We start from the raw sequence: 25,472 nt of genomic DNA, 5'->3' as shown, positions 1-25,472 counted from the left end.
CGGCGAGCACGTCCTCGCGGGGCGGGGCGGCCTGGTTGCGGCGGCGGGGCGGGGGTGGGGCCGGGTTGCTGCTCTGACTCACCCGTATGTTCTACAGGATGGCCCCGCGGAGGTCAGACCGGCCCGGTCCCCGTCCACGCGCGGAGGTCAGACCGGCCCGGTCCCCGTCCACGCGCGGAGGTCAGACCGGCCCGGTCCCCGTCCACGCGCGGAGGTCAGACCGGCCCGGTCCCCGTCCACGCGCGGAGCTTCTCCGGGTTGCGGACCGCCCAGATGCGGGTGACGCGGTCGCCGTCGAGCTCGAAGGCGGCCACGGTCACGGTCATGCCGGTGTGCTGCGCGACGAGCCCCGGCACGCCGTTGACCGTCCGCTCCAGGAGCTTCAGCCCCGGCGCCTTGTCGGCGATGTGGATCAGGTACGCGGCGATGTTCTCGCCGCCCACGACCGGCTCCAGGACGGTGCCGACCAGACCGCCGCCGTCGGCGACCATCGCGGCGTCGGGGTCGAGGAGGCCGACGAGGGCCTCGATGTCCCGGGCCTCCCACGCCTCCTTGAAGTGCCGCACCAGGCCGGCCTGCCCGGCCGAGGGCGCCGCCGGCGTCCGCGCGGCGCTGACGCGCCGCCGGGCCGAGGTCGCCAGCTGGCGGCAGGCGGCGGGCGTCCGCCCGATGATCTCGGCGATCTCCGCGAAGGGGTAGCGGAAGACGTCGTGGAGGACGAACGCCACGCGTTCGGCCGGTGTCATCGACTCCAGGACGACGAGGAAGGCCATGCTCACCGACTCGTCCAGGGCGATCCGGTCGGCGGGGTCGCCCCCGCCGGCCCACTCGGCGCGGTCGGGGAGCGGCTCGGGTATCCAGGCGCCGACGTACCGCTCGCGCCGGGCCCGCGCCGAGCCGAGCACGTCGAGGCAGACGCGGCCGGCCACCGTCGTCAGCCAGGCGCCGGGCGTCGTGATGGCCGCCTGTTCCCGCGGCGTCATCGCGTACCAGCGGGTGTACGTCTCCTGTACGGCGTCCTCGGCCTCGGCGAGCGAACCGAGCAGCCGGTAGCAGAGATTGATCAGATGGCGCCGCTCACCGAAGACCGGGCCCGTTTCCACCTCGGACTGTGTACTCATACGCGCGACCGCTCCCCGTTTCCCCGTGAGCCCGACACCTCACCTCACATTTCGCGGGGCTGCGTCGTCGGACTGCCGAGAGAGTACCGATCCACCGCCGCGAGGCAGAAGAAGGGACCACATCATGGCCGTCCAGACGACTCCGGCACCGGGCAGGTTCACGTTCTCGCAGGTCGCGGTCGCGCTGCAGACCCTGTCCCTCTTCTTCCAGTCGGTCACCGCCGGGATGCTGCTGTCCGGGTCCCTCGGCTACCAGCTGCACGAGGTCGGATCGAGGGTGATGTACGGCGCGTCGATGCTGTACGTGCTCGCCGCGATCCTGGCGTGGAAGCCGGGCGGAGCTTCCCCCCGCCCGATCCTCTACGCCACCGGCTTCCTCGTGCTCGCCTCGGTACAGGTGGTACTCGGCGTCGCACACCTGCCGGCCTTCCACGTCCCCCTGGGCATCACGATGTTCGCCCTGAGCGTCCTGGCCCTGGCCGCCACGCTGCGGACTACACGCGGGGCTGCTGCTGCTGCGTGATGGAAGGGCACGCGGTCTCCGCGCAATCTCGCGCAACTCGCCGGCGCGTGGCGCAGGTTCCGAGCATGCTGGGACGCCACCCGACGAGGACGGAGCCCACCATGACGCTCAGGTTCATCGGTACCACCAGCGAGCACGGCAACTGCCCCACCCTGTACGAAGTGGTCGAGACCGGAGACCTCGTCGTCCAAGGCGACGAGATCGACGCCGAGCACCGCGCGCAGCTCCGCGACCTCGGCGTCGCCGAGACCGCCGTCGTCATCCCCCGCGAGCTGCTGAGCCGCTTCGCCCCCAAGGAGTGACTGTGCCCCCGCTGATCCCCTTCGAGGAGATCACCCACCTGTTCGCCGAGTTCCAGCACAGCGCGTTCCGGTTGGAGACCCGCCGCGGCTACGCCACTGACCGGACCGGCGCCCGCTTCCAGGCGTTCATGCGCGGCATCGACCCGGCGCCGGAGCCGGATCACCCGTGGAACGTGAACGTGCGGGCCAAGGCCGAGGAGGGCGCGCGGTTCGCGCGCGTCCGCCTGATCGACGATCCGCCCACGGACGGGCAACGGTTCCTCATGGCGGCCGCCGCCGGCAACGTTGCGGCAGGCGAGGACATCCGCGTCCTGGCCCGCGCCGAGGCCGAGCGCCTCGGGGTGCCGGACTGGGACTTCTGGCTCTTCGACTCGCGCACCCTCGTCCGGATGCACATCGACGACACGGACACCACGGTCGGCGTCGAGGCCATCACCGACCCGACCACCGTCCTCGCCGCGTGCAAGGCGCGCGACGCCGCGCAGGCGGCCTCTGCGCCTACTGCCGAGGTCTGGGCGGCGGTACGGTCCACCGCGTGACGTCGGATCTCCAGAGCAGCCGCGAGGCCCTCGGCGCGCGGCTCCGCGAGCTCCGCGCCGAGACCGGCCTGAACCAGAAGGACTTCGCCCTCCGCCTCGGCTGGCAGGAGTCGAAGGTCTCCCGCCTCCAGAACGGCAAGCAGAAGCCCACTTCCGAGGACCTGGAGACCTGGGCGAACGCCACGCGACCCGACGCCCTCGCCGGGCTCCTCACGCGCCTCCGGGGCCTGGAGTCACAGGACCGGAGCTGGCGCCGCCAGCTCTCCGCCGGCCACGCGCCCGTGCAGGACCGGTACGTCGCCGAGTACCGACGCACCGCCACGGCCCGCGGCTACGAGACGAGCGTGATCCCGGGCCTGTTCCAGACGGCGGACTACGCCCGGCACCTCCTCGTGCAGAACGCGGCCCTGATGCGCTCGCCCCGGGACACCGAGGCCGCTGTCCAATCCCGCATGCGCCGGCAGGAAGTCCTGTACGAACCGGGCAAGCTGTTCCGCGTCCTGATCTGGGAAGCCGCGCTGTACGCCCACGTGGGCACCGCCGACACGATGGCCGGGCAACTGGACCGGCTCGTCGGCCTCATCGGCATGTCGACCGTCGAGCTCGGCATCGTGCCCCTGCGGGCCGTCATGCCGCTCACGCCGAAACACGGATTCTGGATCTTCGACGAGCAGCGGGTCATCGTCGAGACCATCAACACCGAGCTCCAGTACGACACATCCGACGACCTCGCCCTCTACACCCGCGTCTGGGACCAGCTCGCGGCGGCCGCGGTCTCCGGTCTCCGGGCACAGCGGCTCATCGGCCGTGTCCGGGCGTCTCTCAGGGCGATCTGAGCAATCCGGCGAAAGCCCCCGGGAGACTCGCGCAATCCGGCTCAATCGGTCGGCAGCCAAGCGAATGGTCGGCCTACCGTCCTGGTCATGGCGACGCGAACACGCAGGCCACGGCCCTGCACGTACTGTCCCAAGCCGTACGCCGACGCGTGCGTCCGTACGCAGCGCAGCGAGCAGCACGGCGGTGTCCACATCTACGCCCACCAGGAGTGCGCCGCCGCGCGCGGGGTGCTCCCTCTGTACCTGTTCATCGACGAGCCGACGCCCGGGGTGCCTCGATGAAGAAGGTCACCTACTGACTCCCGCCCCCATGAGGCGGGTCCACGCACCATCGGCAATCCACCAGAAGGAGACCCCATGGCCTGCAAGAACCAGCCGCAGGACGGCAACCCGACGCCCTGCTCGTCCAGCCCCGAGCCCGGCAACCCGCCCGGAGCCCGGGCCCTGTTGAGCGATGCGGCGTTCAACGGCGTGATGCACACGGTCCTCGACAACAACCCCGGCGTGGATGCCTCGATGGCTGACCGGATCGTCGTCGAGGCCCTCAAGTTCGTGCACGCCGCCAGCCTGTTCCCGACGGTGCGCATCGCGCCCACCCGCGAGGTCGACGAGGGGTGGCACGCCCTCATCCTCCACACGTACATGTACGCGAGCCTGTGCAGCCGCCTCGGTCGCACCGTCCACCACTACCCCGAGCGTCCCGACGCGTCCCGCCACGACCCGAACGTCATCACGCGCACCATGGCCCTCATCGAACAGGCGGGCTACACCCCCGACGCCGAACTCTGGACGGGGCCGGAGAAGCCGCTCGTCACGGTTGCCGCCAACTGCTCGCACACCCAGAAGCCCGGTGGGTGCGGCCCGATCAACCCCGGCAACTGCGCCACCAGCGGCGGCGGCGGTGAATAGGCTCGACAGCCTTCCGACGTAAGGAGAGCCCATGGACGCGATCGACGTCTCGTCACTGCACGACTCGATGCGCAAGTACGGGATCCCGGGGGTCTTCGTACCGGTGGACCCGTGGAACCGCGCAGGGGCCTGGCGGGTAGTCGACCCCGTCGACCAGCGGGACATCACTGACGCCGTCCGCGCCCGCGTGGCCGCTGCCGACCTTCAGCAGCCCACCAGGGGTTTCGTCATCGCGGGCTAGCCGCGCGAGGTCGGCCCCGGCCGGATCCTCCCGGCCGGGGGTTCTCCCATGGGAGATGATCATGCAGAACCACGCCCGACCAGGTCTGGCTTCAGCACTACTCGCCAGATGAAAGGCCCGGACGAGGGCGGCATTGCCTACACGCGCGGCTGCTGCTGCGTGATGCAGTGGATGCCGCCGCCGCCCGCGAAGATGGCGCGCGCGTCGACCAGGGTCACCGTGCGCTCCGGGAAGAGGCGGCGGAAGATCTCGGCGGCGAGTTCGTCGTGCGGGTCGTCGAAGGCGCACAGGACCACGCCGTCGTTGCACAGGTAGTGGTTGATGTAGGAGTAGTCGACCCAGTCGCCCTCCTCGTCCTTGAGGACGGTGGGGGCGGGGATCTCGACGACCTCCAGGGGGCGGCCCTGGGCGTCCGTCTGGCCGCGGAGGATGCTCACGTACATCCGCGAGCGCTCGTAGTCCGGGTGGGCCGGGTCCTGCTGGCTGTGGACGAGGACCGTGCCGGGGCGGGCGAAGGCGGCGACGATGTCGACGTGGCCCTGGGTGCCGTAGAGGCCGTAGTCGCCGCTCAGGCCGTGCGGGAGCCAGATGGCCTTGGTGGTGCCGAGCTTGGCGTGGATCTCGGCCTCGACCTGCGCGCGGGTCCACTCCGGGTTGCGGCCCGGGCCGAGCTGGACGGTGTCGGTCAGCAGGACCGTGCCCTCGCCGTCGACGTGGATCGCGCCGCCCTCGTTGACGAGGGGGGAGGAGAGTACGGGGACGCCCGCGGCGTCCGCGACATGGCGGGCGATCTTGGAGTCGTGCTCCCAGCGGGCCCAGTCCTGGCCGCCCCAGCCGTTGAAGACCCAGTCCACGGCGGCCAGTTCGGTGCCGTTCGTGACGAAGGTCGGGCCGATGTCCCGCATCCAGGCGTCGTCGAGGTCGCGCTCGACGAGCTCGACGTCCTCGCCGAGGAGGGCACGCGCGGACTCCGTGTCGCCGGGGGCGACGACCATCGTCACCGGCTCGTAGCGGCGTACGGCCCGGGCGACGGACGCCCAGGCGGCGCGCGCCTCGGCGAGCTCCTCCTCGTTGGTGAAGGTGGGGTTGGTGCTGGGCCAGGCCATCCAGGTGCGCTCGTGCGGCATCCACTCGGCGGGCATGCGGAAGGTCATCAGAGGGTCCTAAGGAAGGTCAGGGGGGGCAGGGGGGCAGAGGAGGTCAGGGGAGGTCAGAGGAAGTAGAGGCGGTTGAGGGAGACCGACTCGGCTGCCTCGGAGCGGATCGGCGAGCCGTCGAGCGAGACGAGGCCCGTGTGGCCGTCGACCTGCACGTCTCCGGTGCGGGAGTTGAACACCAGGTCGGCGGGGCCGATGCCGCGCGTGCCGCGCACGGGGACGCGGCGGCGGCGGGTCGGCATCGCGTCGGAGCCGAGGTCGACGGCGGCCTGCGCCACGAACGCGACGGAGAGATCGGCGGCCGTGGCGCCGTGGGCGCCGAACAGCGGTCCGAGGACGAGCGGTTCACAGGTGTCCGTGGCGGCGTTCGGATCGCCCACGACCCCCCACGCGGGGAAGCCGGACTTCAGCACCAGCTGCGGCTTGGCGCCGAAGAACTCCGGCCGCCACAGCACGATGTCGGCCAGCTTGCCGACCTCGATCGAGCCGATCTCGTGGGCGAGGCCGTGGGCGATCGCCGGGTTGATGGTGAGCTTGGCGATGTAGCGGAGGACGCGCGCGTTGTCGTCGTGCGCGCCGTCGCCCTCCAGGGGGCCCAGCTCGGCCTTCATCTTCCCGGCCATGGCGAAGGTCCGGCGTACGGTCTCGCCGGCCCTTCCCATCCCCTGCGCGTCGGACGAGGTGATCCCGATCGCGCCGAGGTCGTGCAGGACGTCCTCCGCGCCCATCGTCCCGGCCCGGATCCGGTCGCGCGCCATCGCGGCGTCGCCCGGGAGGTCGGTCTTCAGGTCGTGGACGGAGACGATCATCCCGTAGTGCTCGGCGACCGCGTCGCGGCCGAAGGGCAGGGTGGGGTTGGTGGAGGAGCCGATGACGTTCGGCACGCCCGCCATCTTCAGGACGTTGGGTACGTGCCCGCCGCCGCAGCCCTCGATGTGGAAGGCGTGGATGGTGCGCCCGTCCAGGACCCGCAGGGTGTCCTCCACCGACAGGCACTCGTTCAGGCCGTCACTGTGCAGCGCGACCTGTACGTCGTGTTCTTCGGCGACCCGCAGCGCGGTGTCCAGGGCCCGGGTGTGGGCGCCCATGTCCTCGTGCACCTTGAAGCCGGACGCCCCACCCTCGGCCAGGGCCTCGACGAGCGGCGCCGGGTCCGAGGACGAACCCCGGGCGAGGAAGCCGATGTTGACGGGCCAGGCGTCGAAGGCGTTGAAGGCGTGGCGCAGCGCCCAGGGCGAGTTGACGCCCACGCCCCAGACCGGGCCGAACTCCTGGCCGATGATCGTGGTGACGCCGGAGGCCAGTGACGCCTCCATGATCCGCGGGGAGAGCAGGTGGACGTGGGTGTCGATCGCGCCGGCCGTGGCGATCAGGCCCTCGCCGGAGACGATCGAGGTGCCGGTGCCGACGACGACGTCGACGCCGTCGAGGGTGTCGGGGTTGCCGGCCCGCCCGATCGCGTGGATCCGGCCCTCGCGGATGCCGATGGACACCTTCCGCACGCCCTGCACGGCGTCGATGACGAGGACGTTGCTGATGACGACGTCACAGGTCTCGCGGACGGCCGCGGCCTTCAGGTGGAGGCCGTCGCGGGCGGTCTTGCCGAAGCCGGCGAGGAACTCGTCGCCCTGCTTCTGGGAGTCGGACTCGACGCGGACGACGAGCCCGGAGTCGCCCAGGACGACGCGGTCGCCGGCGCGGGGGCCGTGCACGGAGGCGTACTCGTACGGGTCCATCAGTTCTCGTCTCCGCTCTCGACTCCGAGGTAGCCGCAGGCCGCCGCGCGCCGCAGGGCCTCTTCCTTCGCGCCGGGCGCGTCCAGCGGGCCGTCGACCAGGCCGGCGAAACCGATGGCGACGCGCGCGCCGCCGATCGGCACGAGGCCGACCTCGGCCTCGCCGCCCGGGTCGAAGCGGAAGGACGCGCCGGCCGGGATGGCGAGCCGCATGCCGTACGCGGCGGCGCGGTCGAAGTCGAGGCGCGGGTTGGCCTCGAAGAAGTGGAAGTGGGAGGTGACGCTCACGGGCACGGTCGCCGTGTTCCGTACGGGGAGGGTGACCGCGGGCGCGGGCTCCGGGTGCGCGGGGCCGGGCAGCAGGGCGCCCGGCGCCGCCGCGCCCAGCCGTCCTCCCCCTGCTTCGTGGGGGGACCCCCAGCCGATCGGGTCGGAGACGACCGCGAGGCGGGATCCGTCGTCGAAGACGGCCTCGACGTGGACCTCGGTGACCACGTCGGCGACGCCGGGGAGGACGTCGTCGGGGCCGAGGACGGAGCGGGCCTCGGCGATCGCCTCGGCGAGTCGCTTGCCGTCGCGGGCCGCCTCGCAGACCGTGTCCGCGATGAGCGCGGTCGCCTCGGGGACATTGAGCCGCAGGCCCCGGGCCCGGCGGGCGCGGGCGAGCTCGGCGGCGCCGAAGAGCAGCAGCCGGTCGCGTTCCGTGGGGGTCAGTCGCACGTCCGAAACACCTCCTGTTTGAGCGACACTCTAAATGTTGAGACGCCATGAGCCAAGCATTGACGTGGCCGACAGGTCTAGGTCACATTGAGCGCCACTCTAAATGCGCGAGCCGCTCTCGCCCCGCTCCCCTCCCAGGAGGCCCCATGCCGATCGAACAGCGCGGAGTCGACACCATCCCCGAGGCCGAACGCACCAGCGGCCCCCGTGATCTCGTGTCGATCCTGCTCGGCTCCAACCTCTGTCTGGGGGTGATCGTCTTCGGCTGGCTCCCGGTCTCCTTCGGCCTCGGCTTCTGGGCCTCGGTCACCTCGGTCGTCACCGGGACCGTCGTCGGCGTCGCCGTCACCGCCCCGCTCGCGCTCGTCTCGCTCCGTACCGCCACCAACCTCTCCACCTCCTCCGGCGCCTTCTTCGGCGTCCGCGGCCGGCTCGTCGGCTCGGTGGTGGGACTGCTGCTGTCGCTCGGCTACACCGCGCTGACGCTGTGGATCGGCGGAGACGTCATGGTGGGGACGCTGGCCCGGCTGGCCGGCCTGCCCACCGGCGGTGCCTCGCACGCCGTCGTCTACGCGCTGCTCGCCGCGGGCACGGTGGTCGCCGCTGTCTACGGCTACCGGCTGCTGCTCAAGCTGAGCAAGGCGCTCGCGGTCGGCATGACCGTGCTCCTCGCGGTCGGCCTGGTCGCGTACGCAGGGGACTTCACGACGGCCGCCGTACCGGAGACCCCGTACCTCCTCGGCTCGTTCTGGCCGACCTGGCTGCTCGCCGCGGTCGCCGCCGGGCTCAGCGGGCCGGTCGCCTTCATCACCCTGCTCGGCGACTACACCCGCTACATCTCACCCGAACGGCACAGCGCGAAGAAGGTCTGGCGCGCCACCTGCCTCGGCCTCCTCGTCGGCCTGCTGGTCCCCCAGCTCTTCGGCACGTTCACCGCTCTCGCGGCCCGCGGTGCCCTCGACTACGCCGGGCCGCTCGTCGCCGCCTCCCCCGTCTGGTACCTGGTGCCGCTGCTGCTCGCGGCCACGGCCGGGTCCGTCGGCAACGCGGGACTGATGCTGTACTCGATGGGGCTCGACCTCGACGCGATCCTGCCCCGGGCCACCCGGGCGCGCGCCACGCTCGTGGTCGCGGCGGTGGCGACGGCCTTCGTCTTCCTGGGCCACTTCGCCTCGGACGCCCAGACGGCGATGACCTCGTTCGTCCTGCTGCTCACCGCGATCGGCACCCCGTGGGCCGTGATCACCCTGATCGGGCACGCGCGCTGCGGGGGGACGTACGACCCGGAGGCGCTCCAGGTCTACAACCGCCGCTCGCGCGGCGGGATCTACTGGTTCTCGGCGGGCTGGCACCCGCGCGCCACCGCCTCCTGGGCGATCGGCGCGGCGGTCGGCCTGGCCGGGGTGTCGACGCCGCTCTACGAGGGGCCGCTGCTCGCCCTGACGGGCGGGATCGACTGCAGCTTCGTGCTGTCGGGGCTGGTGGGCGGCGCGCTGTACGCCGTACTGACGCCGCACAGGGCTCCCGGAACCGTGACGGCCCCGGAAGCCCTGGCGGCGACCGAGTAGGTCCTGCTCGACCGAGTAGGTAGGACCTACTTGCCGAGCTCGTGCATCCAGCCGTGGACGTCCTCGGCCTTGCCCGTCTGGACGGCGAGCAGCGCGTCGCGCAGCTTCATCGTGACCTCGCCGGGCTCGCCGCCCGACTGCTGCCACTCGCCCCGCTCGGACTTGACCGTGCCGACCGGGGTGATCACGGCGGCGGTGCCGCAGGCGAAGACCTCGGTCAGGGTGCCGTTCGCGGTGTCGGCCTGCCACTGGTCGATGGAGACGCGGCCCTCCTCCGGCTCCAGACCGAGGTCCGCCGCCAGCTTGAGCAGCGAGTCACGGGTGATGCCGGCGAGGAGCGAGCCGGTGAGGGTGGGCGTGACCAGCTTGGGCTTTTCATTGGACTCAGCCCCGTACACGAAGTACAGGTTCATGCCGCCGAGCTCCTCGACCCACTTGTGCTCCACGGCGTCGAGGTACGCGACCTGGTCGCAGCCCTTGGCCGCCGCCTCGGCCTGCGCGAGCAGGGAGGCCGCGTAGTTGCCGCCGGTCTTGGCGTCGCCGACGCCGCCGGGGACGGCGCGGACGCGGTTCTCGGAGAGCCAGATGGAGACGGGCTTCACGCCACCGGGGAAGTACGGGCCGGCCGGGGAGGCGATGACGACGAAGAGGTACTCGTTGGCCGGGCGGACGCCCAGGCCGACCTCGGTCGCGATCATGAACGGGCGCAGGTAGAGCGAGGCCTCGCCGCCGTGCGCCGGGACCCACGCCTTGTCCTGCTGGACGAGCAGGTCACAGGCCTCGACGAAGGCCTCGACGGGCAGCTCCGGCATGGCCAGACGACGGGCCGAGGCCTGGAAGCGGCGCGCGTTGGCGTCGGGGCGGAAGCTGGCGACCGAGCCGTCGGGGCGGCGGTAGGCCTTCAGGCCCTCGAAGATCTCCTGCGCGTAGTGCAGGACGTTCGTCGCCGGGTCCAGGTGCAGCGGGCCGTACGGCACGAGCTGGCCGTCGTGCCAGCCGCGGCCCTCGGTCCACCGGATGGTGACCATGTGGTCGGTGAAGTGGCGGCCGAATCCCGGGTTGTCCAGGATCGCCTCGCGCTCCGCGTCGGACAGCGGGCTGGAGGAGGGCTTGAGCTCGATCGTGGGCGTCGTCATGAGTGCGTGTCCTTCACCGGTTGTGTGTGTCGGACCGCGCTCACGCCTCAGTCATCGGCTGATGTCCATGACTGTGTGGACGTCCGAGCATGCCCGCATGCCGCGGCCCCACGTTCGATTATCGCTCGCGGGGACCGGTGCACGAAACGGGTGAACGCGGTCCAGGGTTCGATGGTGGCACCCTTCGGCCGCACAGGTACAGCCGCCGGGTGCAGGTGCGACCCGGCGGCTGCTGTCAGATGTCAGTCGGCTGCGCGGGTCAGCTCGCTACTCGCGCGGCGAGCGCGTCGCCGATCTCGGCCGTCGTACGGACGGCGGTGCCCCGCTCGGTGAGGTCGGCCGCGACGGCCTCCTCGACCCGGACGGCCTCGGACTCGTAGCCGAGGTGGCGCAGCAGGAGGGCGACGGAGAGGACGGTGGCCGTGGGGTCGGCCTTGCCCTGACCCGCGATGTCCGGCGCGGAGCCGTGGACCGGCTCGAACATGGACGGGAACTCGCCGCTCGGGTTGATGTTGCCCGAGGCGGCGACGCCGATGCCGCCGGAGACGGCCGCGGCGAGGTCGGTGATGATGTCGCCGAAGAGGTTGTCGGTGACGATGACGTCGAAGCGGGCCGGGTCGGTGACGAGGAAGATCGTCGCGGCGTCGACGTGCAGGTAGTCGGTGGTGACCTCGGGGAACTCCGCGGCGACCTTGGTGAAGATGTTCGTCCAAAGGTGGCCGGCGAAGGTCAGCACGTTGTTCTTGTGGACCAGCGTCAGCTTCTTGCGCGGACGGGCCTGGGCGCGGGCGAAGGCGTCCCGGACGACCCGCTCGACACCGAAGGCGGTGTTGACCGAGACCTCGGTGGCGACCTCGTGCGGGGTGCCCTTGCGGATGGTGCCGCCGTTGCCCGTGTACGGGCCCTCGGTGCCCTCGCGGACCACGACGAAGTCGATCTCGGGCTGCCCGGCGAGCGGGGTGGCGACGCCGGGGAGCAGCTTCGAGGGACGCAGGTTCACGTGGTGGTCGAAGGCGAAGCGGAGCTTCAGCAGGAAGCCGCGCTCCAGGACGCCGGACGGCACCGACGGGTCGCCGATGGCGCCGAGCAGGATGGCGTCGTGCTTCTTGAGGGAGTCGAGATCGGCGTCGGTGAGGGTCTCACCGGTGGCGTGGTAGCGCTTGGCGCCGAAGTCGTACTCCTCGGTCTCCAGCTTCACGTCCTGGGGAAGGACGGCCGAGAGGATCTTGAGGCCCTCGGCCACGACCTCCTGGCCGATGCCGTCGCCGGGAATGACTGCGAGATTGATGCTGTGAGACATGTCGGCACCCTACTCTTCGTCCCATCGTCTGACACGTTCCGTCCATCATGTGGACGAACGGACAGCCCGAACGGACGCGGGTCCCCGGCGCGGGCGCGGCGGGGAACCCCTGCGGATCAGTGGCCGGTGGAGCCGCCGTTGTCACGGCGGTCGAGGGCGCGCTGGAGGGCGGCGGCGGCGTTCTGGCGGGCCTCGTCGTTGGAACGGCCGGCGGAGTGGCGGACGCGGCGGGTGGTCTGAGTGGCCATGAGGGATCGACTCCTTGAGATCAGTGATGATCCGAAAGTGCGGAGATCAGTGGTGATCGAAGGTGCCGGCAGGGGCGGGGAGCGCCGCCGCAGGGGTTGCCTGCACAGGGGCGTCGCGCTCTCGACCGCCATTCGCTGATGTAGCGAGACGTTCGGCTTCTACAAAGCTAGGGCAGGGTGCCGCATCTGTCTCCACAATTACTCGGACTTCCTACTATCTGAGACGGCGTGGGACTCAGGGTCCTCCCGGGGTCGCCCGAGGGTCACCCCGCGACGGCCCGCAACTCCCTGATGAGCGCCCGTACGGCCAGGGAGGAGGCCAGTTCGGGGGTGGTGACGTAGCCCACCGAGCGCGTCGGGCGCTCCGGACCGAGATCGGTGATCTCGACGGAGGGCGGTGCTCCGATCAGGGAGAGTTCCGGCATCACGGCCATCCCGTAACCGGTGCTCACCATCGAGAGCACCGCTCCGTCGTCCTCGGCCTGCACCGTCGCCGGCGGCAGCCATTCCTGCCCGGCCCACCACTCCCGGGTGTACGAGGTGCAGTTCTCCGTCCAGTCGACCAGCGGCAGCGAGCGCGGCGCCGGGTGCCCCGCCGGGTGCACCAGCGCGTACCCCTCCTCCACCAGCACACCCCCGACCAGCTCCGGCGGTACGGGCGAGGTGGTCCCGATGGTCGCGATCCCCAGGTCCGCCCGCCCGTCGAGGACTTCGCCCGCCGTGCCGCGCCCGACCTCCCGCACGATCCGCACCTCGGGCACGATCCCCGGGTGCCGCGCCGTCAGCCGCCCCAGGGCGCGCGGCAGCAGATGCAGCGCCGCACTGCGGAAGGCCGCGATCCGCAGCGGCCCGGCGAGGGTCACCGAACCGCCGCCCGGCCCGCCGCCCGACCCGCCGTCCCGCCCCGCCCCGCGCACCTCGGCGGCCATCACCTCAAGCAGCCGCAGCACCCGCCGGGCGTGCGCGAGGGCCCGCTCGCCCGCCGCCGTCGGCGTGGCACCGGTGCGCCCCCGGTCGAAGAGGACGGCACCCAGCTTGCGTTCGCTCCCCCGCACCGAGTGCGAGACGGCGGACTGCGTCATGCCGAGCACGACGGCCGCGGCGGAGAAGCCGTGCTCGCGGCCGACGGCCACCAGGACGCGCAGCTCACGCGGGGCGAGGTCATCGATCACGGCGGCTCCCACCTTGCTGTATGAGCGGCATTCATGGATCGGCCGCGGCCATCGACGCTACCCCCTGCCCGGGCCGCGGATCCCCTCCTACCGTCACCCCCATGACGAACGACACCCTGCCGAACGACACCATGATCACCGTCCAGCAGACCGCCCGCCCCGCCGGATTCCCCACCCCCGACCTGTTCTCCTTCGTCGAGTCCCCCGTCCCGGCGCCGGAGCCCGGCACCGCCCTCGTCGAGAACCTCCAGTGGTCCGTCGACCCGTACCACCGCGAGGCGATGGACTCGGACGAGCTGTGGACCCTGAACTCCCCCATGGAGGGCCGCGCCCTGGGCCGCGTCCTCGACTCCCGCGACCCGGCCCTGCGCCCCGGCGACCTCGTCCTGCACCGCAAGGGCTGGCGCACCCACGCCCTGGTCACGAGGGACGAGACGCGGCCGGTCCCGGACTTCGGCCCCGGAGTCCCCCTCGCCGCACACCTGAGCCTGCTCGGCGGTACGGGCCTGTCGGCCTACGTGGGGCTGACCCGGATCGCGCGGCTCCAGCCGGGCGAGGACCTCTTCGTGTCCGCGGCGGCGGGCGGGGTGGGCACGGCGGCGGGACGGCTCGCCCGGCTGCTCGGCGCGGGACGGCTCGTCGGCAGCGCGGGCACGGCGCGCAAGGTGGCGTACCTGACGGAGCAGGTGGGCTTCGACGCGGCCTTCGACTACCACGACGGGCCGGTCGCGGAGCTGCTCGCGAAGGCGGCCCCGGCGGGGCTCGACGCGGTCCTGGACGGGGTGGGCGGCGACCATCTGGAGGCCTCGATCGCCGCGCTGCGCCCGTTCGGCCGGATCGCCTGGGTCGGCGCGGTGGGCCAGTACCACTCGCTCGCGACTCCCCCGCCGGCCCCGCGCAACCTCTTCGACGTGGTCGGCAAGAGCATCCGGCTCGAAGGCTTCCTCGTACGCGACCACATGGACGCCCTGGAGGAGCTGTACGACGTCGCCGTCCCGCACCTGCGCAGCGGGGCGCTGCCCCTGGACGTGACGGTGGTGGAGGGGTTCGAGCACATCGTCGAGGCGTTCCTGGGCATGCTGCGCGGCGAGAACCTCGGAAAGATGCTGGTCGCCGCGTGACCCCACCACTCCTATCTAGCTTGCATTCCTACCTAGCTGGTGCTGCAATACACCCATGGCCGCAGACCGCAGATCCAGCTGGCTCAAGGGAGTCCTCGACCTGCTCGTCCTCTCCCGCCTGACCGACGGCGAGAGCTACGGGTACGAGATCGCCAAGGCGCTCGCCGAGGCGGGACTCGGCGAGATCAAGGGCGGGACGCTCTATCCCGTACTGAACCGCCTGGAGGAAGCCGGTCTGGTGGAGGCCGAGTTCCGCGCCGCCGAGCGCGGACCGGGCCGCCGCTACTACCGGCTCACCGAGCGGGGGCGCGAGCACCTCGCCGCCGAGAGCCGTGACTGGCTGCGTTTCCACCGCGCCGTCGAGACCACGCTGCATCCAGGGGGAAGCACCGCATGACCAGCGAATCCGACCGCTACTTCACCGAGCTCACCGACGCGCTGCGCACCGCGGGCGTGCCGGACGAGCAGATCGCCGCCACCGTCGAGGACCTCCGCGGCCACCTCACCGAGACCGGGGCGCACCCGGAGGAGGAGTTCGGCCCGGCCGCCGCCTTCGCGGCGCAGCTCGGAGGGCTCGCCCCGCGGCCCGCCGAGCCGGACGAGCAGGCGGAGAGCTGGACCTGGACGGCCGACATCTTCAACGACCGCCGGATGCTCGCCGTCCACGGCGACCAGGGCTGGGAGGTGGAGTCCCTGGACTCCCTCGGCCGGTTCGTCTGCCGCCGCTCCGCGACGGCGACGCTGCGCTGGGAGTACCGCCGCGAGGTCATCGGCGCCCGGCGCCGCGCCAAGGTCCTGGCCGAGCTGGAGCCCGAGGGCTGGGAGCTGTGCGGCGAGTGGCTGGCGTACGGCTACTTCAAGCGGCCGCGCGCGGCGACGACGGGCCCGGCGGGCGCCCTGGAGGCCCGGCCCGCCGCCCCGCTCCGGTGGCTGTTCCTGAGCCGCCGCGGCAAGGTGGCGCTCGCGGTGTGGGCCGTACTGGTCGGCGGCGCGATGGCGGCGTGCTTCATGGGGACGCTCGGCACCGGCGGGCTCGCGATCACCATCGCCCTCGCCTCCATGTTCTCCGCCCTGTTCACCTCCCAGCTGGAGACGACCAAGGGGCGGGTGGATCAGGGCCGCACCACACCCTGACCGCCCCGACCGTCCCGACCACCCCGACCGCCCCGGCCCGCCCTCACATCACGTCCCCGTCGCGCCAGTCGAAGACGAGCGGATGGGCGGGGTCCGGCAGGCCCGGCCCACCCGCCGCCGGACGCAGGAAGACGGACCCTTCCTCCTCCGCCAGCCGAGCGATCCCCTCGGGCGCGAGGACCTCGATCCGCCCCTCCCAGACCCGCCAGCCGCGCGCCCGGTAGAGCGCGGCCCCGTCGTCCGAGGCACTGAGCGCCCCGAAGGCGTACGCGCCGTCGATCACCCGCCCGAGCCCGTCCATCACCGCCCCGCCGAGCCCCCGCCGCCTGAGGTCACCCCGGACGGCGACCCCTTCGACGTACCCGACGCGGTACGAACGGCCCCGGTGGAGCACGCGGCGCATGACGACCGCGCCATGGGCGGCGACGCCCCGCCCGCCCTCGATCCAGGCGTGGACACCGCCGAGCGCGTTTCTAACCTCTCACACGCCATTGACAGGTTACTGCGGGCCTGATTGAGTCAACCCATAACCAGTCAGGAACACCTAAGGGGTTAGAACGATGAACGTGCTGCCGACCCACCACCGCACCGTCACCGTCCGCGGCCACGAGATCGCCTACCGCGAGGCGGGCCCGGCCGACGCCCCCGTCCTGCTCCTGCTGCACGGCTTCCCCACCAGCTCGCGCATGTTCCGCGACCTGATCCCCCGGCTCGCCGGCGACTACCGGCTGATCGCCCCCGACCACCTGGGCTTCGGCCGCAGTGACGCCCCCTCCGCCGCCGCGTTCGCCTACACCTTCGCCGAGCTGGCCGCGCTCACCGCCGAGTTCACCGAGGCCCTCGGCCTGGAGCGGTTCGCCCTCTACATCCAGGACTACGGCTCCCCCATCGGCCTCCGGCTCGCGCTCGCCCACCCCGAGCGGATCACCGCGATCATCAGCCAGAACGGCAACGCCTACGACGAGGGCCTCGGCGCCGAGGCCTGGGCCCCGGTCCTCGCCCTGATCGAGAACCGCACGCCCGAGACCGAGGAGCCGGTCCGCGGCATCCGCTCCCTCGACGGCATCCGCTGGCAGTACGAGACCGGCGTCCCCTCCGAGTACCTCGACCTCCTCGACCCGGACGCCTGGCACCAGGACGCCGCCCATATGGCCCGCGAGGGCCAGGACGAGATCCAGCTCGGCCTCATCGCCGACTACGGCTCCAACTTCGCCCTCTATCCCGCCTTCCAGGAGTACTTCCGCACCTCCCGGGTCCCGCTCCTCGCGGTCTGGGGCGAGGGCGACCAGGTCTTCGTCCCGGCGGGCGCCGAGGCCTTCCGCCGCGACCTCCCGGACGCCGAGATCCACCTGCTCCCGACGGGCCACTTCGCCCTGGAGACCCACGCCCCGCAGATCGCGGCGCTGATCGGCGACTTCCTGAAGCGGCGCGTGGTGAAGGCGGCATGAGAAGGCGGCATGAGGAGGCGGGCATGAGAACCGCCCCCGTCCTCAGTTGGGGGACCGAGGAGGGGGGCGGTGTCAGGGGCGGGCCTCACGGAGGCCCGGAGGGCGTCAGCCCATGTGGGGGTAGCCGTACTCGGTCGGCGGGACCAGCGTCTCCTTGATGGCGCGGGTCAGCGTCCAGCGCATCAGGTTCTGCGGGGCGCCGGCCTTGTCGTTCGTGCCCGAGGCACGGCCGCCACCGAAGGGCTGCTGGCCGACGACGGCGCCGGTCGACTTGTCGTTGATGTAGAAGTTGCCCGCCGCGAAGCGGAGCTTCTCCATCGTGTACGCGGCCGCGGCGCGGTCGCCGGAGATGACCGCGCCGGTGAGGGCGTAGTCCGAGACCGACTCCATCTGGGTCAGCATCTCTTCGTACTTCTCGTCCTCGTACACGTGGATCGCGAGGATCGGGCCGAAGTACTCGGCCTTGAAGACCTCGTTCTCCGGGTCGGTGCACGCGATGACGGTCGGACGGACGAAGTAGCCCACCGAGTCGTCGTAGGTGCCACCGGCGACGATCGTGCAGGTCGGGTCGGCCGCGGCACGGTCGATCGCGGCCTTGTTCTTGGCGAACGAACGCTCGTCGATGACGGCGCCGATGAAGTTCGACAGGTCGGTGACGTCACCCATGGTGATGCCGTCGACCTCGGCCGCGAACTCCTCCTTGAAGCCGTCGTTCCAGATGGAGGCCGGGACGTACGCACGCGAGGACGCGGAGCACTTCTGGCCCTGGAACTCGAAGGAGCCACGGGTCAGCGCGGTCTTCAGGATGGCGCGGTCGGCGCTGGGGTGCGCGACGACGAAGTCCTTGCCACCGGTCTCGCCGACGATCCGCGGGTACGAGCGGTACTTCTCGATGTTGGTGCCGACCGTCTTCCACAGGTGCTGGAAGGTCTTGGTCGAACCGGTGAAGTGGATGCCGGCCAGGTCGGGGTGGTTCAGGGCCACCTCGGAGACGGCGATGCCGTCGCCGGTCACCAGGTTGATGACGCCCTTCGGCAGGCCGGCCTCCTCCAGGAGCTCCATGAGGAGCACGGCGGAGTGCGTCTGCGTCGGGGACGGCTTCCACACCACGACGTTGCCCATGAGGGCCGGGGCGGTGGGCAGGTTGCCCGCGATGGCCGTGAAGTTGAACGGCGTGATCGCGTAGACGAAGCCCTCCAGCGGGCGGTGGTCCAGACGGTTCCACACACCCGGGGAGTTGGCCGGCGGCTGCTCGGCCAGGATCTGGCGGGCGTACGCCACGTTGAAGCGCCAGAAGTCGACGAGCTCGCACGGGGTGTCGATCTCGGCCTGCTGGGCGGTCTTCGACTGGCCGAGCATCGTGGACGCGGCCAGCGTCTCGCGCCACGGGCCGGCGAGCAGCTCGGCGGCGCGCAGGATGATCGCGGCGCGGTCGTCGAAGGCCATCGCGCGCCAGGCCGGAGCGGCGGCCAGGGCGGCGTCGACCGCGTCCTGGGCGTCCTGCGTGGTGGCGCCGCGGAAGGTGCCGATGACGGCCTTGTGGTTGTGCGGCTGGACGACCTTGAACTCCTCGCCGCCGCCGAGGCGCTTCACGCCGCCGATGGTCATCGGCAGCTCGCGCGGGTTCTCGGCCAGCTCCTTGAGCTTGACCTCGAGACGGGCGCGCTCGGGCGAGCCGGGGGCGTAGCTGTGCACCGGCTCGTTGACCGGAGCGGGGACCTGGGTGACAGCGTCCATGAGTCGCGTTACTCCTTGTGAGAGGTGGGGGGCTCAGCCCTTGGTGAGGATGGAGCGGACGAAGAAGAGCAGGTTGGCCGGCTTCTCCGCGAGACGGCGCATGAAGTAGCCGTACCAGTCGGTGCCGTAGGCGGTGTACACGCGCATGCGGTGGCCCTCGGCGGCGAGACGGTTCTGCTCCTCGCTGCGGATGCCGTACAGCATCTGGAACTCGTACTCGTCCAGCTTGCGCCCGGCGCGGCGGGCCAGCTCCTGGCCGATGGAGATCAGGCGCGGGTCGTGGGAGCCGATCATCGGGTAGCCCTCGCCGTCCATCAGGATCTTCATGATCCGGACGTACGCCTTGTCGATCTCGGGCTTGTCCTGGATGGCGACGGAGGCGGGCTCCTTGTAGGCGCCCTTCACGATCCGGACGCGGGAGCCGTTCGCGGCGAGGCGGCGGGCGTCGTCCTCGGTGCGGAAGAGGTACGCCTGGATGACGCAGCCGGTCTGCGGGAAGGACTTCCGCAGCTCCTCGTGGATGGCGAACATCGAGTCGAGGGTGGTGTGGTCCTCGGCGTCGAGGGTGACGGTGGTGCCGATCTCGGCGGCGGCCTCGACGACCGGGCGCACGTTCGCGAGAGCGAGCTCGTGGCCGCCCTCCCGTCGCCCGCCACCACCCTCAGCCGAGAGCCCTGCGGGCTCGCCCCCCTCGACATCCAGCGACTGGCCGAACATCGACAGCTTCACGGACATCTCGGCGCGGGCGCCGAGGCCCAGCTCCTTGAGGCGGCCGATGAGCTCCAGGTAGGCGTCCCGGGCGGCGTAGGACTGCTCGACGGTGGTGATGTCCTCACCGACGACGTCGAGGGTGACCTCCAGGCCGCGGTCGCTCAGCTCCTGGACGATCGGGACGACGTCGCCGACCGTCTCGCCGGCGATGAAGCGGGCGACGACCTGCTTGGTCCCGGGGGCGGCCGACACGAGACGGCGCATCTTGTCGCTACGCGACGCAGCAAGGATCACGGGACCCAGCACGGGGCACCTCCAGAAGGACAGGGTGACGAAGAGTGCCTACCCGATCTTTCGTAAGAAAACGGGAACAGCACGGAGAACCACCGTGAAACCTATGGATCGCTCCGATCCTCTGCCATCGACAGCTGTCACGCATCCGTGCGCGGCATCTCATACACATGTCTGAAGGGGTGCGAGAATGGCGTCGTGAAGGGCGATTACCAAGAACTGGTCGACGAGATCTCCGCGCTCCTGGGCGCCCCGGCGACGCTGGAGAACCGCGATTTCGGGCTGATCGCCTTCGGGGCGCACGACAGCGACGACGACGCCGCGATGGACCCCGTCCGGACCCGGTCGATCCTGACCCGGAAGTCGACGCCGGCGGTCCGCGCCTGGTTCGAGGGCTTCGGCATCACCCGGGCGACGGGCCCGGTCCGCATCCCGGCCGCCCCGGACGCCGGGGTCTTCCGGGACCGGATCTGTCTTCCCGTACGCCATCGGGGCGTCGTCCTCGGATACGTCTGGCTGCTCGACGCCGAGCCCGGCCCCACGCCCGCCCAGCTCGCGGCCGCGATGGAGGTCGCCACCCGGATCGGCGGGCTCCTCGCCGACGAGGAGCGCGCGGGCGCCGACCTCTCCCGCGAGTTCGCCGCGGTGCTGACCGCCGGGCGCGGCTGGCAGAACGACATGGCCGTCGCGGCGCTCCGGGCGGCCCTGGGGCCCAGCGCGGAGGGACTGCACACCGTCGTCTGCGTCACCCCCTGGCAGGGCGAGGCCCCCGCGATCCGGGCGGTCCCCGGCGCGGCGGCCGTGGCCACGCTCCCGGAGGCCCAGTCCCTCGCCGTCCTCGTACGGCTGCGCACGGCCGACGACCTCTCCCCCGCCCACACGGCCGCGGACCGGCTGCGCGCCGCCGCGCCGGCCGGTATCGCGACGCCCCGCCGGGGTCTCGGGGAGCTCCCGGCGGCCTGGCGCGAAGCCAGCACGTCGGCCCGGGCCGCCACGGCGCAGCCGAAGCTCGGCCCGGTCGCGGAGTGGGCCGGGATCGGCCCGTACCGGCTGCTCGCGGCGCTCTACCACCCCGAGATCGACCCGGCCGTCGCACCGCTGCTCGCCCCCGCCCACGCCGAACTGGCCCGCACGGCCGAGGTGTTCCTCGACAACGCGGGCCAGGCGGGCCGTACGGCCGCCGCCCTGGGCATCCACCGGCAGACCCTCTACTACCGGCTGTCCCGGGTCGAACAGCTCACCGGCCTGGACCTGGACGACGGCGAGGACCGCCTCCTGCTCCACATGTCCCTGAAGTCGGCCCGGCTCTAGGAGAAGCCTCCGGGAGCCGCGTCGGGGTCCGGGGAGCCGCCGAGCAGATCGATCGTCAGCGGCGCCAGTTCCGGGTCCGCGAGGAGCACCGCCGACAGCAGGGCCGGGGTGCGCTGCCGGTCGGCGAGGAGACGGACCACCTGGCGTCGGGAGCGCGCCGGATCGACGGCCGTCCCGGCCGTCACCAGCGCTGCGAGCGCCTTCTCCTCGTCCGCTCCGCCCTGGCGTGAGACGAAGCAGGCGAAGGCCTCGTCCAGGGAAGCGACCGCCCCCGCGTGCTCGCCCCGCCGGGCCAGGGCCTCCGCCAGGGCCGCGAGCGCCGGCACCCGGTGGTCCGGGTGGGCCGCGTGCATCCGTCGCAGGAGTCCGCGGACCTGCCCGAGGCGCCCCGTCCGGGCGGCCGCGACCGCCAGGCGCGACGAGGCGCGGGAGCGCGCGTACGCGGCCGCGTCCCACAGGTCGACGGCCTGCCGCGCCAGGTCGAACAGTTCGTCGGCGAGGGGTTCGTGCCCGCGGATGGCGGCGATCTCCGCCACGACGGCCAGTGCCTCCGCCCGGTCCGGGGGCATGGAGATCCCGAGCGCTCTCCGCCGCGCCCCGTCGAAGTCCCAGCGGACCGCGAGGGTGATCGCGGGGCCCGACGGCGGCCACGGGGCACCCAGCGGGCGGACGAGCTCGGCGAAGTGCTGGGCCCAGCCCGGTTCCCCGGCCCGTACGGCCAGGAAGGCGGCCGTCGCGACAGGGTCGTCCTCCCTGCCGCGGTGGACGACCTGGCCCGAGGCCGGGTGCGCCTCCCGCGCCAGGCCGATCAGGCGTGCGGTCAGGTCGAAGTACCCGCCCTCGGCGGCACCGACGGCGGCGAACCGCAGCAGGAGACCGCGGTGCGCGCTGTCGCTGAACGCGGCGAGCGTCCGCACCCGGTCCAGGTCACCCGCCCGCGCCGCACCGACGGCCAGCGCGGCCGCCGCGCGTTGCGCCCAGTCGTCGTCGCCGTCGGCGAGGGCGAGCACCCGCTCCGACTGGTCGAGCCGCCCGGTGCGGCCGACCGCCTCGGCCAGGGCCAGTCGTTCCCAGAAGTGGCGTCCCGGAACGGTCAGCGCCCGCAGGATCCGCTCGGACCGGTCCGGGCGCCCGCATCTCGCGTTGACGGCGGCGAGATCCCGGCGCGGGTCTTGCTGACTGCCTGCCGGCGAGCCCGATGCGGGCAGCCGCTCGGCACGGTCGAGGAGCTTTCCCGCCCGCTCCGCGTCCCCTCGCTCGTACGCCGCCTCGGCGCACGCGGAGAGAGCGGCCGGCCGCTGCCGCACCTCGCCGACCTCGTCGGTCAGGGCGTCGGCCCGCTCCTGATCCCGGAGAAGCTCGTACAAGGGGGCGAGCCGCGCCCGCGCCCGGTCCCGGTGTCCTGGGCCGGTCGCCGAAGGCATGCGCGTGACGGCCTCCTCGGCCAGCCGCCGGGCGGTGCCCTCGTGACCCGTACGCGCGGCGGCCTCGACGACGTCCGGCACCACGAACAGATACGTGTCGGAATCGAGCCCCCGCAGCGCCGCCTCCGCCGCCGCCAGCGCGCGCAGGCAGTCGGCCACGTCGCCGCGCTGTCCGGCCGCGCGTGCGAAGCACGCCAGCACCCTCGCCCGCTCCGCCCCCTCGCGAGGCACGGGAAAGGCGGCGAGGGCCCCGTCGAGCCCCCTGACGAGCGCCGACCGGTAGGCGACCTCGCCTTGCTGAGCGGAGGCGACGGAGCGCTCGGTGCGGACAAGCCGCTCCGCCGTGCCGATGAGCGCGAGGGCGGCGTCCCTCTCACCGACCGCCGCGTGCTCCCCGGCCGTCTGGGCGAGGGCCTTCGCCGTCAGGTTCGCGCTGTCGTCGTCCTGCGTCCTCAGGGACTCCGCGGCCGCGTACAGCAGCTGCCGCCCCAGCTTCGGTGCGTCAAGGCCGAAGGCGGCCCGGCCGACGGCGGCCAGCCCGGGAGCGTCCCAGACCGCGCCCGCGGGGCTGTGCCGGGCGGCTTCCCAGGCCTGCTGGGCGAGGCCGTGGAAGCGTTCACGCTCGCCCAGGTGCGCGGCGACGAGGGCGATGCCCGCGTACGCCCGCGCGGAGGACCAGATCACGGAGGCCAGATAGTCCGCCCTGGCCCACTGGCCCTGCTCGGCCCAGCCGATCGGGATCTCGGCGGGGAACCCGAAGCTGGGGTCGGCCGGGACCTCGAAGAGCCGGTAGCGGCGCATCGCCAGGACGGCCGCGGCGCCCAGGCCGTCTCCCTCCCACTCGGCCAGCGCCTGGAGCGCGCCGGTGATCTCCCGCGCGGCGTCGGTGTCGTGGCCGGTGCGGCGTTGCCACAGCGCCACCCGCTCGGGGGACGGCAGGACCGTGAGGCGGGCCGTGTCGGAGGAGGTAAGGAGCACGGCCGGGTAGTGGGCGACGAGATAGTCGGGGGTGTCGTCGGGCCAGGCGCGGCGCGCGTAGCCGTCCGCCCAGGTGTGCAGGGCCTCGCGGTGCCGTGCCGCGGCGGCACCGATCTCGGCGAGGGTGGCGCGGCGCAGCTCGTCGTGGGCGAAACCGAAGCGTTCGGCGGTCCCCTCGGCCCCGCCGGCCGCGTCGGCGACCGAGGACAGGTCGGCGACCGAGGACAGCACCCGCGCCGGGACCGAGCGGACGAGGGTCCTGAGGTCGTACGGGTCGGGGGCGCCGCCCGCCGTCTCCAGCACGGCACCCAGGTCGTCCAGGGTCATCGGGCCGCCGACGGCGAGGGTGCCGAGGACCGTGCGTACGTCGCGGTCGGGCAGCAGGGTGGTGAGTTCGTCCGTGGCCCGTTCGCGGAGTTGGTCCGCCCGGCGGGTCGGGGACAGCGGCACCCTGGGACACCGCTCCTCGTCGCGCAGGGGATGGTCACGTGGCACGGCCGCCGGGATCGGCGGCATCGCGCGGCTGAGGACGAGGACGTGGCCGGTGGCGCCGGTCTCGGTGGGCAGCAGGGCGGCGATCGGCGGCGACTCGTCGTTCTCGTCGAGGCCGTCGACGAGCAGCAACAGGTTCCGGCCGTGGAACGCGGCCCGGTCGTTCGCCCGCTGCCAGAGGCTGTCCAGGGCGCCCTGCCCGGAGAACGTCTGCGGGGGGTCGCCGAGCAGTGCGGCCAGTTGGTCGCAGACCTCCTGCTGGAACTGCCGGGTCTGTTCGCCGAAGCTGCGGGAGACGAAGAACGACACGACGTCGATGTCGGGCGGCGGGAAGGCCGCGAAGCGTGCGGCCAGGGCGGTCTTCCCCGCCCAGGGCGGACCGGTGATCCACTGGTACGAGGCATGGGGAGGTGCGTACGACGGGTCGCGGTGGGAGCGGTCGCGGTCGGAGCGGTCGCGGTCGGGCTGCCACAGGAGGGGACCGGGGTCCGGCCCGCCGCGCGTGTACCACCAGGGGTGGGAGCGCGCGAACCTCTCGATCTCCGCCAGCTCCGTCTCCCTGTCCTGCAGCTCCCCCGCCTGGCGGGCGAGCCGCCGGACCCGCCGGGTGTAGGCGGCCGTGCGGCGCACGGGACGCAGGTCGGGCTCGACGCCGTCGGCGAGGAGGAGGGACCGCAGGTCCGGGTCGGCGGCGACGGCGGAGAGCGGGGTGGCGTGCAGGACAGGGGCGTCACCGGCCGCGGAGACGACCACGCCGATCAGGGTGTCCTCGGCGAAGACGGCCCCACCGGACAAGCCGCGCCAGCGCGCTCCGACCGCGTCGGACCGTGCGTGGCCCCGGAGTTCGAGGCGGCCGGTCTTGACGTACGAGTGGGTCGCGACCTCGGCGGTCACCTGGTAGCTGTCGCGGACCGCGACCCGGTCGGCGTCGACGAGACCGGCAAGCGCGGGGAAGCCGGTCGCCGTGACGGGGACGATACGGGCGGGGTCGGCGTCCAGCCGGCCGAGCGCCGGCGGCGGGGAGGCGCCGCCCGGGGCGGACGGTCCGGTCAGCCGGACGAGGGCCAGGTCGGTCTCGGGCGCGGCCGACCGCCAGACGGGCTCGGCGGGATGGAGTGCGGGGCGCCCTCCGAGACGTACGGACACCCTGCTGTCCGCGGGGGCGTCGTCGAGCAGGTGGCGGGCGGTCAGCACCAGCCGCTCGCCGAGGAGGTAGCCGGAGCCGAAGACGCACCCGCCGCCGTCCGGGCCGACGAGTATCTCGGCCACGCGCTCCAGGGCGGGCTGTCCGATGGACCCGACGGAGACGGTCATGACC

Annotated in this window: 24 protein-coding genes and 1 pseudogene; 13 read left to right on the top strand and 12 right to left on the bottom strand. The window is 72.5% G+C overall.

All coding sequences use genetic code 11. The features are described from left to right. Positions 1-215 precede the first annotated feature (215 nt). Positions 216-1,121, bottom strand: coding sequence for an RNA polymerase sigma factor SigJ (gene sigJ / locus ACZ6K0_RS07675; protein ID WP_469227562.1), 906 nt, complete (start codon positions 1,119-1,121; stop codon positions 216-218). Between the two features lie 124 nt (positions 1,122-1,245). Here sigJ and ACZ6K0_RS07670 point away from each other — a divergent pair, with 124 nt between their 5' ends. The 7 genes from ACZ6K0_RS07670 to ACZ6K0_RS07640 all read left to right on the top strand — a co-directional run bounded on the left by ACZ6K0_RS07670 (position 1,246) and on the right by ACZ6K0_RS07640 (position 4,471). Next, positions 1,246-1,644 carry a hypothetical protein gene (locus ACZ6K0_RS07670; protein ID WP_469227563.1) on the top strand — a complete coding sequence of 133 codons (399 nt, stop codon included), beginning with the start codon at positions 1,246-1,248 and terminating at the stop codon, positions 1,642-1,644. Positions 1,645-1,745: 101 nt separating this feature from the next. Next, entirely contained in the window at positions 1,746-1,946 is a 201-nt protein-coding gene (locus ACZ6K0_RS07665) for a hypothetical protein (RefSeq protein ID WP_376399596.1), read from the top strand. Between the two features lie 2 nt (positions 1,947-1,948). Next, on the top strand, positions 1,949-2,485 hold the full coding sequence (locus ACZ6K0_RS07660) for a DUF6879 family protein (protein WP_376399598.1): 537 nt from the start codon (positions 1,949-1,951) through the stop codon (positions 2,483-2,485). Next, positions 2,482-3,321, top strand: coding sequence for a helix-turn-helix domain-containing protein (locus ACZ6K0_RS07655; protein ID WP_469227564.1), 840 nt, complete (start codon positions 2,482-2,484; stop codon positions 3,319-3,321). The genes ACZ6K0_RS07660 and ACZ6K0_RS07655 overlap by 4 nt, the downstream gene beginning before the upstream one ends. Positions 3,322-3,408: 87 nt before the next feature. After that, the gene (locus ACZ6K0_RS07650) at positions 3,409-3,603 is read left to right on the top strand and encodes a hypothetical protein (RefSeq protein WP_376399603.1); all 195 of its coding nucleotides are present in this window, start codon (positions 3,409-3,411) and stop codon (positions 3,601-3,603) included. Between the two features lie 75 nt (positions 3,604-3,678). After that, positions 3,679-4,230 carry a glycine-rich domain-containing protein gene (locus tag ACZ6K0_RS07645; protein WP_469227565.1) on the top strand — a complete coding sequence of 184 codons (552 nt, stop codon included), beginning with the start codon at positions 3,679-3,681 and terminating at the stop codon, positions 4,228-4,230. A 31-nt stretch (positions 4,231-4,261) separates the two neighbouring features. Continuing rightward, complete coding sequence (locus ACZ6K0_RS07640) at positions 4,262-4,471, top strand: hypothetical protein (protein ID WP_469227566.1); 210 nt, start codon at positions 4,262-4,264, stop codon at positions 4,469-4,471. Between the two features lie 137 nt (positions 4,472-4,608). Here ACZ6K0_RS07640 and ACZ6K0_RS07635 read toward each other — a convergent pair whose 3' ends face one another. Genes ACZ6K0_RS07635 through ureA form a run of 3 tightly spaced genes read right to left on the bottom strand, consistent with a single transcriptional unit; the run spans position 4,609 to position 8,083 of the window. Next, complete coding sequence (locus ACZ6K0_RS07635) at positions 4,609-5,625, bottom strand: agmatine deiminase family protein (RefSeq protein ID WP_376399611.1); 1,017 nt, start codon at positions 5,623-5,625, stop codon at positions 4,609-4,611. Positions 5,626-5,681: 56 nt separating this feature from the next. Beyond that, positions 5,682-7,364 carry an urease subunit alpha gene (locus ACZ6K0_RS07630; RefSeq protein ID WP_376399614.1) on the bottom strand — a complete coding sequence of 561 codons (1,683 nt, stop codon included), beginning with the start codon at positions 7,362-7,364 and terminating at the stop codon, positions 5,682-5,684. Continuing rightward, positions 7,364-8,083, bottom strand: coding sequence for an urease subunit gamma (gene ureA / locus ACZ6K0_RS07625; RefSeq protein WP_376399617.1), 720 nt, complete (start codon positions 8,081-8,083; stop codon positions 7,364-7,366). The genes ACZ6K0_RS07630 and ureA overlap by 1 nt, the downstream gene beginning before the upstream one ends. Positions 8,084-8,229: 146 nt before the next feature. Here ureA and ACZ6K0_RS07620 point away from each other — a divergent pair, with 146 nt between their 5' ends. Next, positions 8,230-9,651: a cytosine permease gene (locus ACZ6K0_RS07620; RefSeq protein ID WP_469227567.1), complete on the top strand. Its 1,422-nt coding sequence runs from the start codon at positions 8,230-8,232 to the stop codon at positions 9,649-9,651. Between the two features lie 26 nt (positions 9,652-9,677). On the opposite strand, the gene ACZ6K0_RS07615 is transcribed toward ACZ6K0_RS07620, so the two are convergent. From ACZ6K0_RS07615 to ACZ6K0_RS07600, 4 genes are all read right to left on the bottom strand, one after another. Further along, entirely contained in the window at positions 9,678-10,787 is a 1,110-nt protein-coding gene (locus ACZ6K0_RS07615; protein ID WP_469227568.1) for a branched-chain amino acid aminotransferase, read from the bottom strand. Positions 10,788-11,046: 259 nt separating this feature from the next. Continuing rightward, positions 11,047-12,087 carry a 3-isopropylmalate dehydrogenase gene (locus tag ACZ6K0_RS07610; protein ID WP_376399626.1) on the bottom strand — a complete coding sequence of 347 codons (1,041 nt, stop codon included), beginning with the start codon at positions 12,085-12,087 and terminating at the stop codon, positions 11,047-11,049. A 116-nt stretch (positions 12,088-12,203) separates the two neighbouring features. Then, on the bottom strand, positions 12,204-12,335 hold the full coding sequence (locus ACZ6K0_RS07605; RefSeq protein ID WP_260605541.1) for a hypothetical protein: 132 nt from the start codon (positions 12,333-12,335) through the stop codon (positions 12,204-12,206). Positions 12,336-12,598: 263 nt separating this feature from the next. Continuing rightward, positions 12,599-13,504, bottom strand: coding sequence for a LysR family transcriptional regulator (locus ACZ6K0_RS07600; RefSeq protein WP_469227989.1), 906 nt, complete (start codon positions 13,502-13,504; stop codon positions 12,599-12,601). Between the two features lie 104 nt (positions 13,505-13,608). Between ACZ6K0_RS07600 and ACZ6K0_RS07595 the strand changes: the two genes are divergently transcribed. Genes ACZ6K0_RS07595 through ACZ6K0_RS07585 form a run of 3 tightly spaced genes read left to right on the top strand, consistent with a single transcriptional unit; the run spans position 13,609 to position 15,762 of the window. Then, positions 13,609-14,628 carry a zinc-binding dehydrogenase gene (locus ACZ6K0_RS07595; RefSeq protein ID WP_469227569.1) on the top strand — a complete coding sequence of 340 codons (1,020 nt, stop codon included), beginning with the start codon at positions 13,609-13,611 and terminating at the stop codon, positions 14,626-14,628. A gap of 55 nt (positions 14,629-14,683) precedes the next feature. After that, the gene (locus ACZ6K0_RS07590) at positions 14,684-15,025 is read left to right on the top strand and encodes a PadR family transcriptional regulator (protein WP_376399633.1); all 342 of its coding nucleotides are present in this window, start codon (positions 14,684-14,686) and stop codon (positions 15,023-15,025) included. Further along, positions 15,022-15,762, top strand: a complete 741-nt coding sequence (locus tag ACZ6K0_RS07585) for a hypothetical protein (RefSeq protein WP_469227570.1) — start codon at positions 15,022-15,024, stop codon at positions 15,760-15,762. The genes ACZ6K0_RS07590 and ACZ6K0_RS07585 overlap by 4 nt, the downstream gene beginning before the upstream one ends. Positions 15,763-15,805: 43 nt before the next feature. On the opposite strand, the pseudogene ACZ6K0_RS07580 reads toward ACZ6K0_RS07585, so the two are convergent. Then, positions 15,806-16,234, bottom strand: a pseudogene (locus tag ACZ6K0_RS07580) (GNAT family protein); the annotation flags it as partial. An 88-nt stretch (positions 16,235-16,322) separates the two neighbouring features. On the opposite strand from ACZ6K0_RS07580, the gene ACZ6K0_RS07575 reads away from it, so the two are divergent. Next, complete coding sequence (locus tag ACZ6K0_RS07575; RefSeq protein WP_469227571.1) at positions 16,323-17,210, top strand: alpha/beta fold hydrolase; 888 nt, start codon at positions 16,323-16,325, stop codon at positions 17,208-17,210. Between the two features lie 105 nt (positions 17,211-17,315). Here ACZ6K0_RS07575 and pruA read toward each other — a convergent pair whose 3' ends face one another. Further along, positions 17,316-18,947, bottom strand: coding sequence for an L-glutamate gamma-semialdehyde dehydrogenase (gene pruA / locus ACZ6K0_RS07570; RefSeq protein ID WP_376399642.1), 1,632 nt, complete (start codon positions 18,945-18,947; stop codon positions 17,316-17,318). Positions 18,948-18,980: 33 nt separating this feature from the next. Next, positions 18,981-19,964, bottom strand: coding sequence for a proline dehydrogenase family protein (locus ACZ6K0_RS07565; protein WP_376399645.1), 984 nt, complete (start codon positions 19,962-19,964; stop codon positions 18,981-18,983). A 183-nt stretch (positions 19,965-20,147) separates the two neighbouring features. On the opposite strand from ACZ6K0_RS07565, the gene ACZ6K0_RS07560 reads away from it, so the two are divergent. After that, positions 20,148-21,260 carry a PucR family transcriptional regulator gene (locus ACZ6K0_RS07560; RefSeq protein ID WP_469227572.1) on the top strand — a complete coding sequence of 371 codons (1,113 nt, stop codon included), beginning with the start codon at positions 20,148-20,150 and terminating at the stop codon, positions 21,258-21,260. Here ACZ6K0_RS07560 and ACZ6K0_RS07555 read toward each other — a convergent pair. Further along, positions 21,257-25,468: a trypsin-like peptidase domain-containing protein gene (locus tag ACZ6K0_RS07555; RefSeq protein WP_469227573.1), complete on the bottom strand. Its 4,212-nt coding sequence runs from the start codon at positions 25,466-25,468 to the stop codon at positions 21,257-21,259. The two genes, ACZ6K0_RS07560 and ACZ6K0_RS07555, sit on opposite strands and share 4 nt — an antisense overlap. Between the last annotated feature and the right edge of the window lie 4 nt (positions 25,469-25,472).

Source organism: Streptomyces sp. NPDC042346, from assembly GCF_055581845.1.
This window is presented reverse-complemented; position numbering and strand designations above follow the sequence as displayed.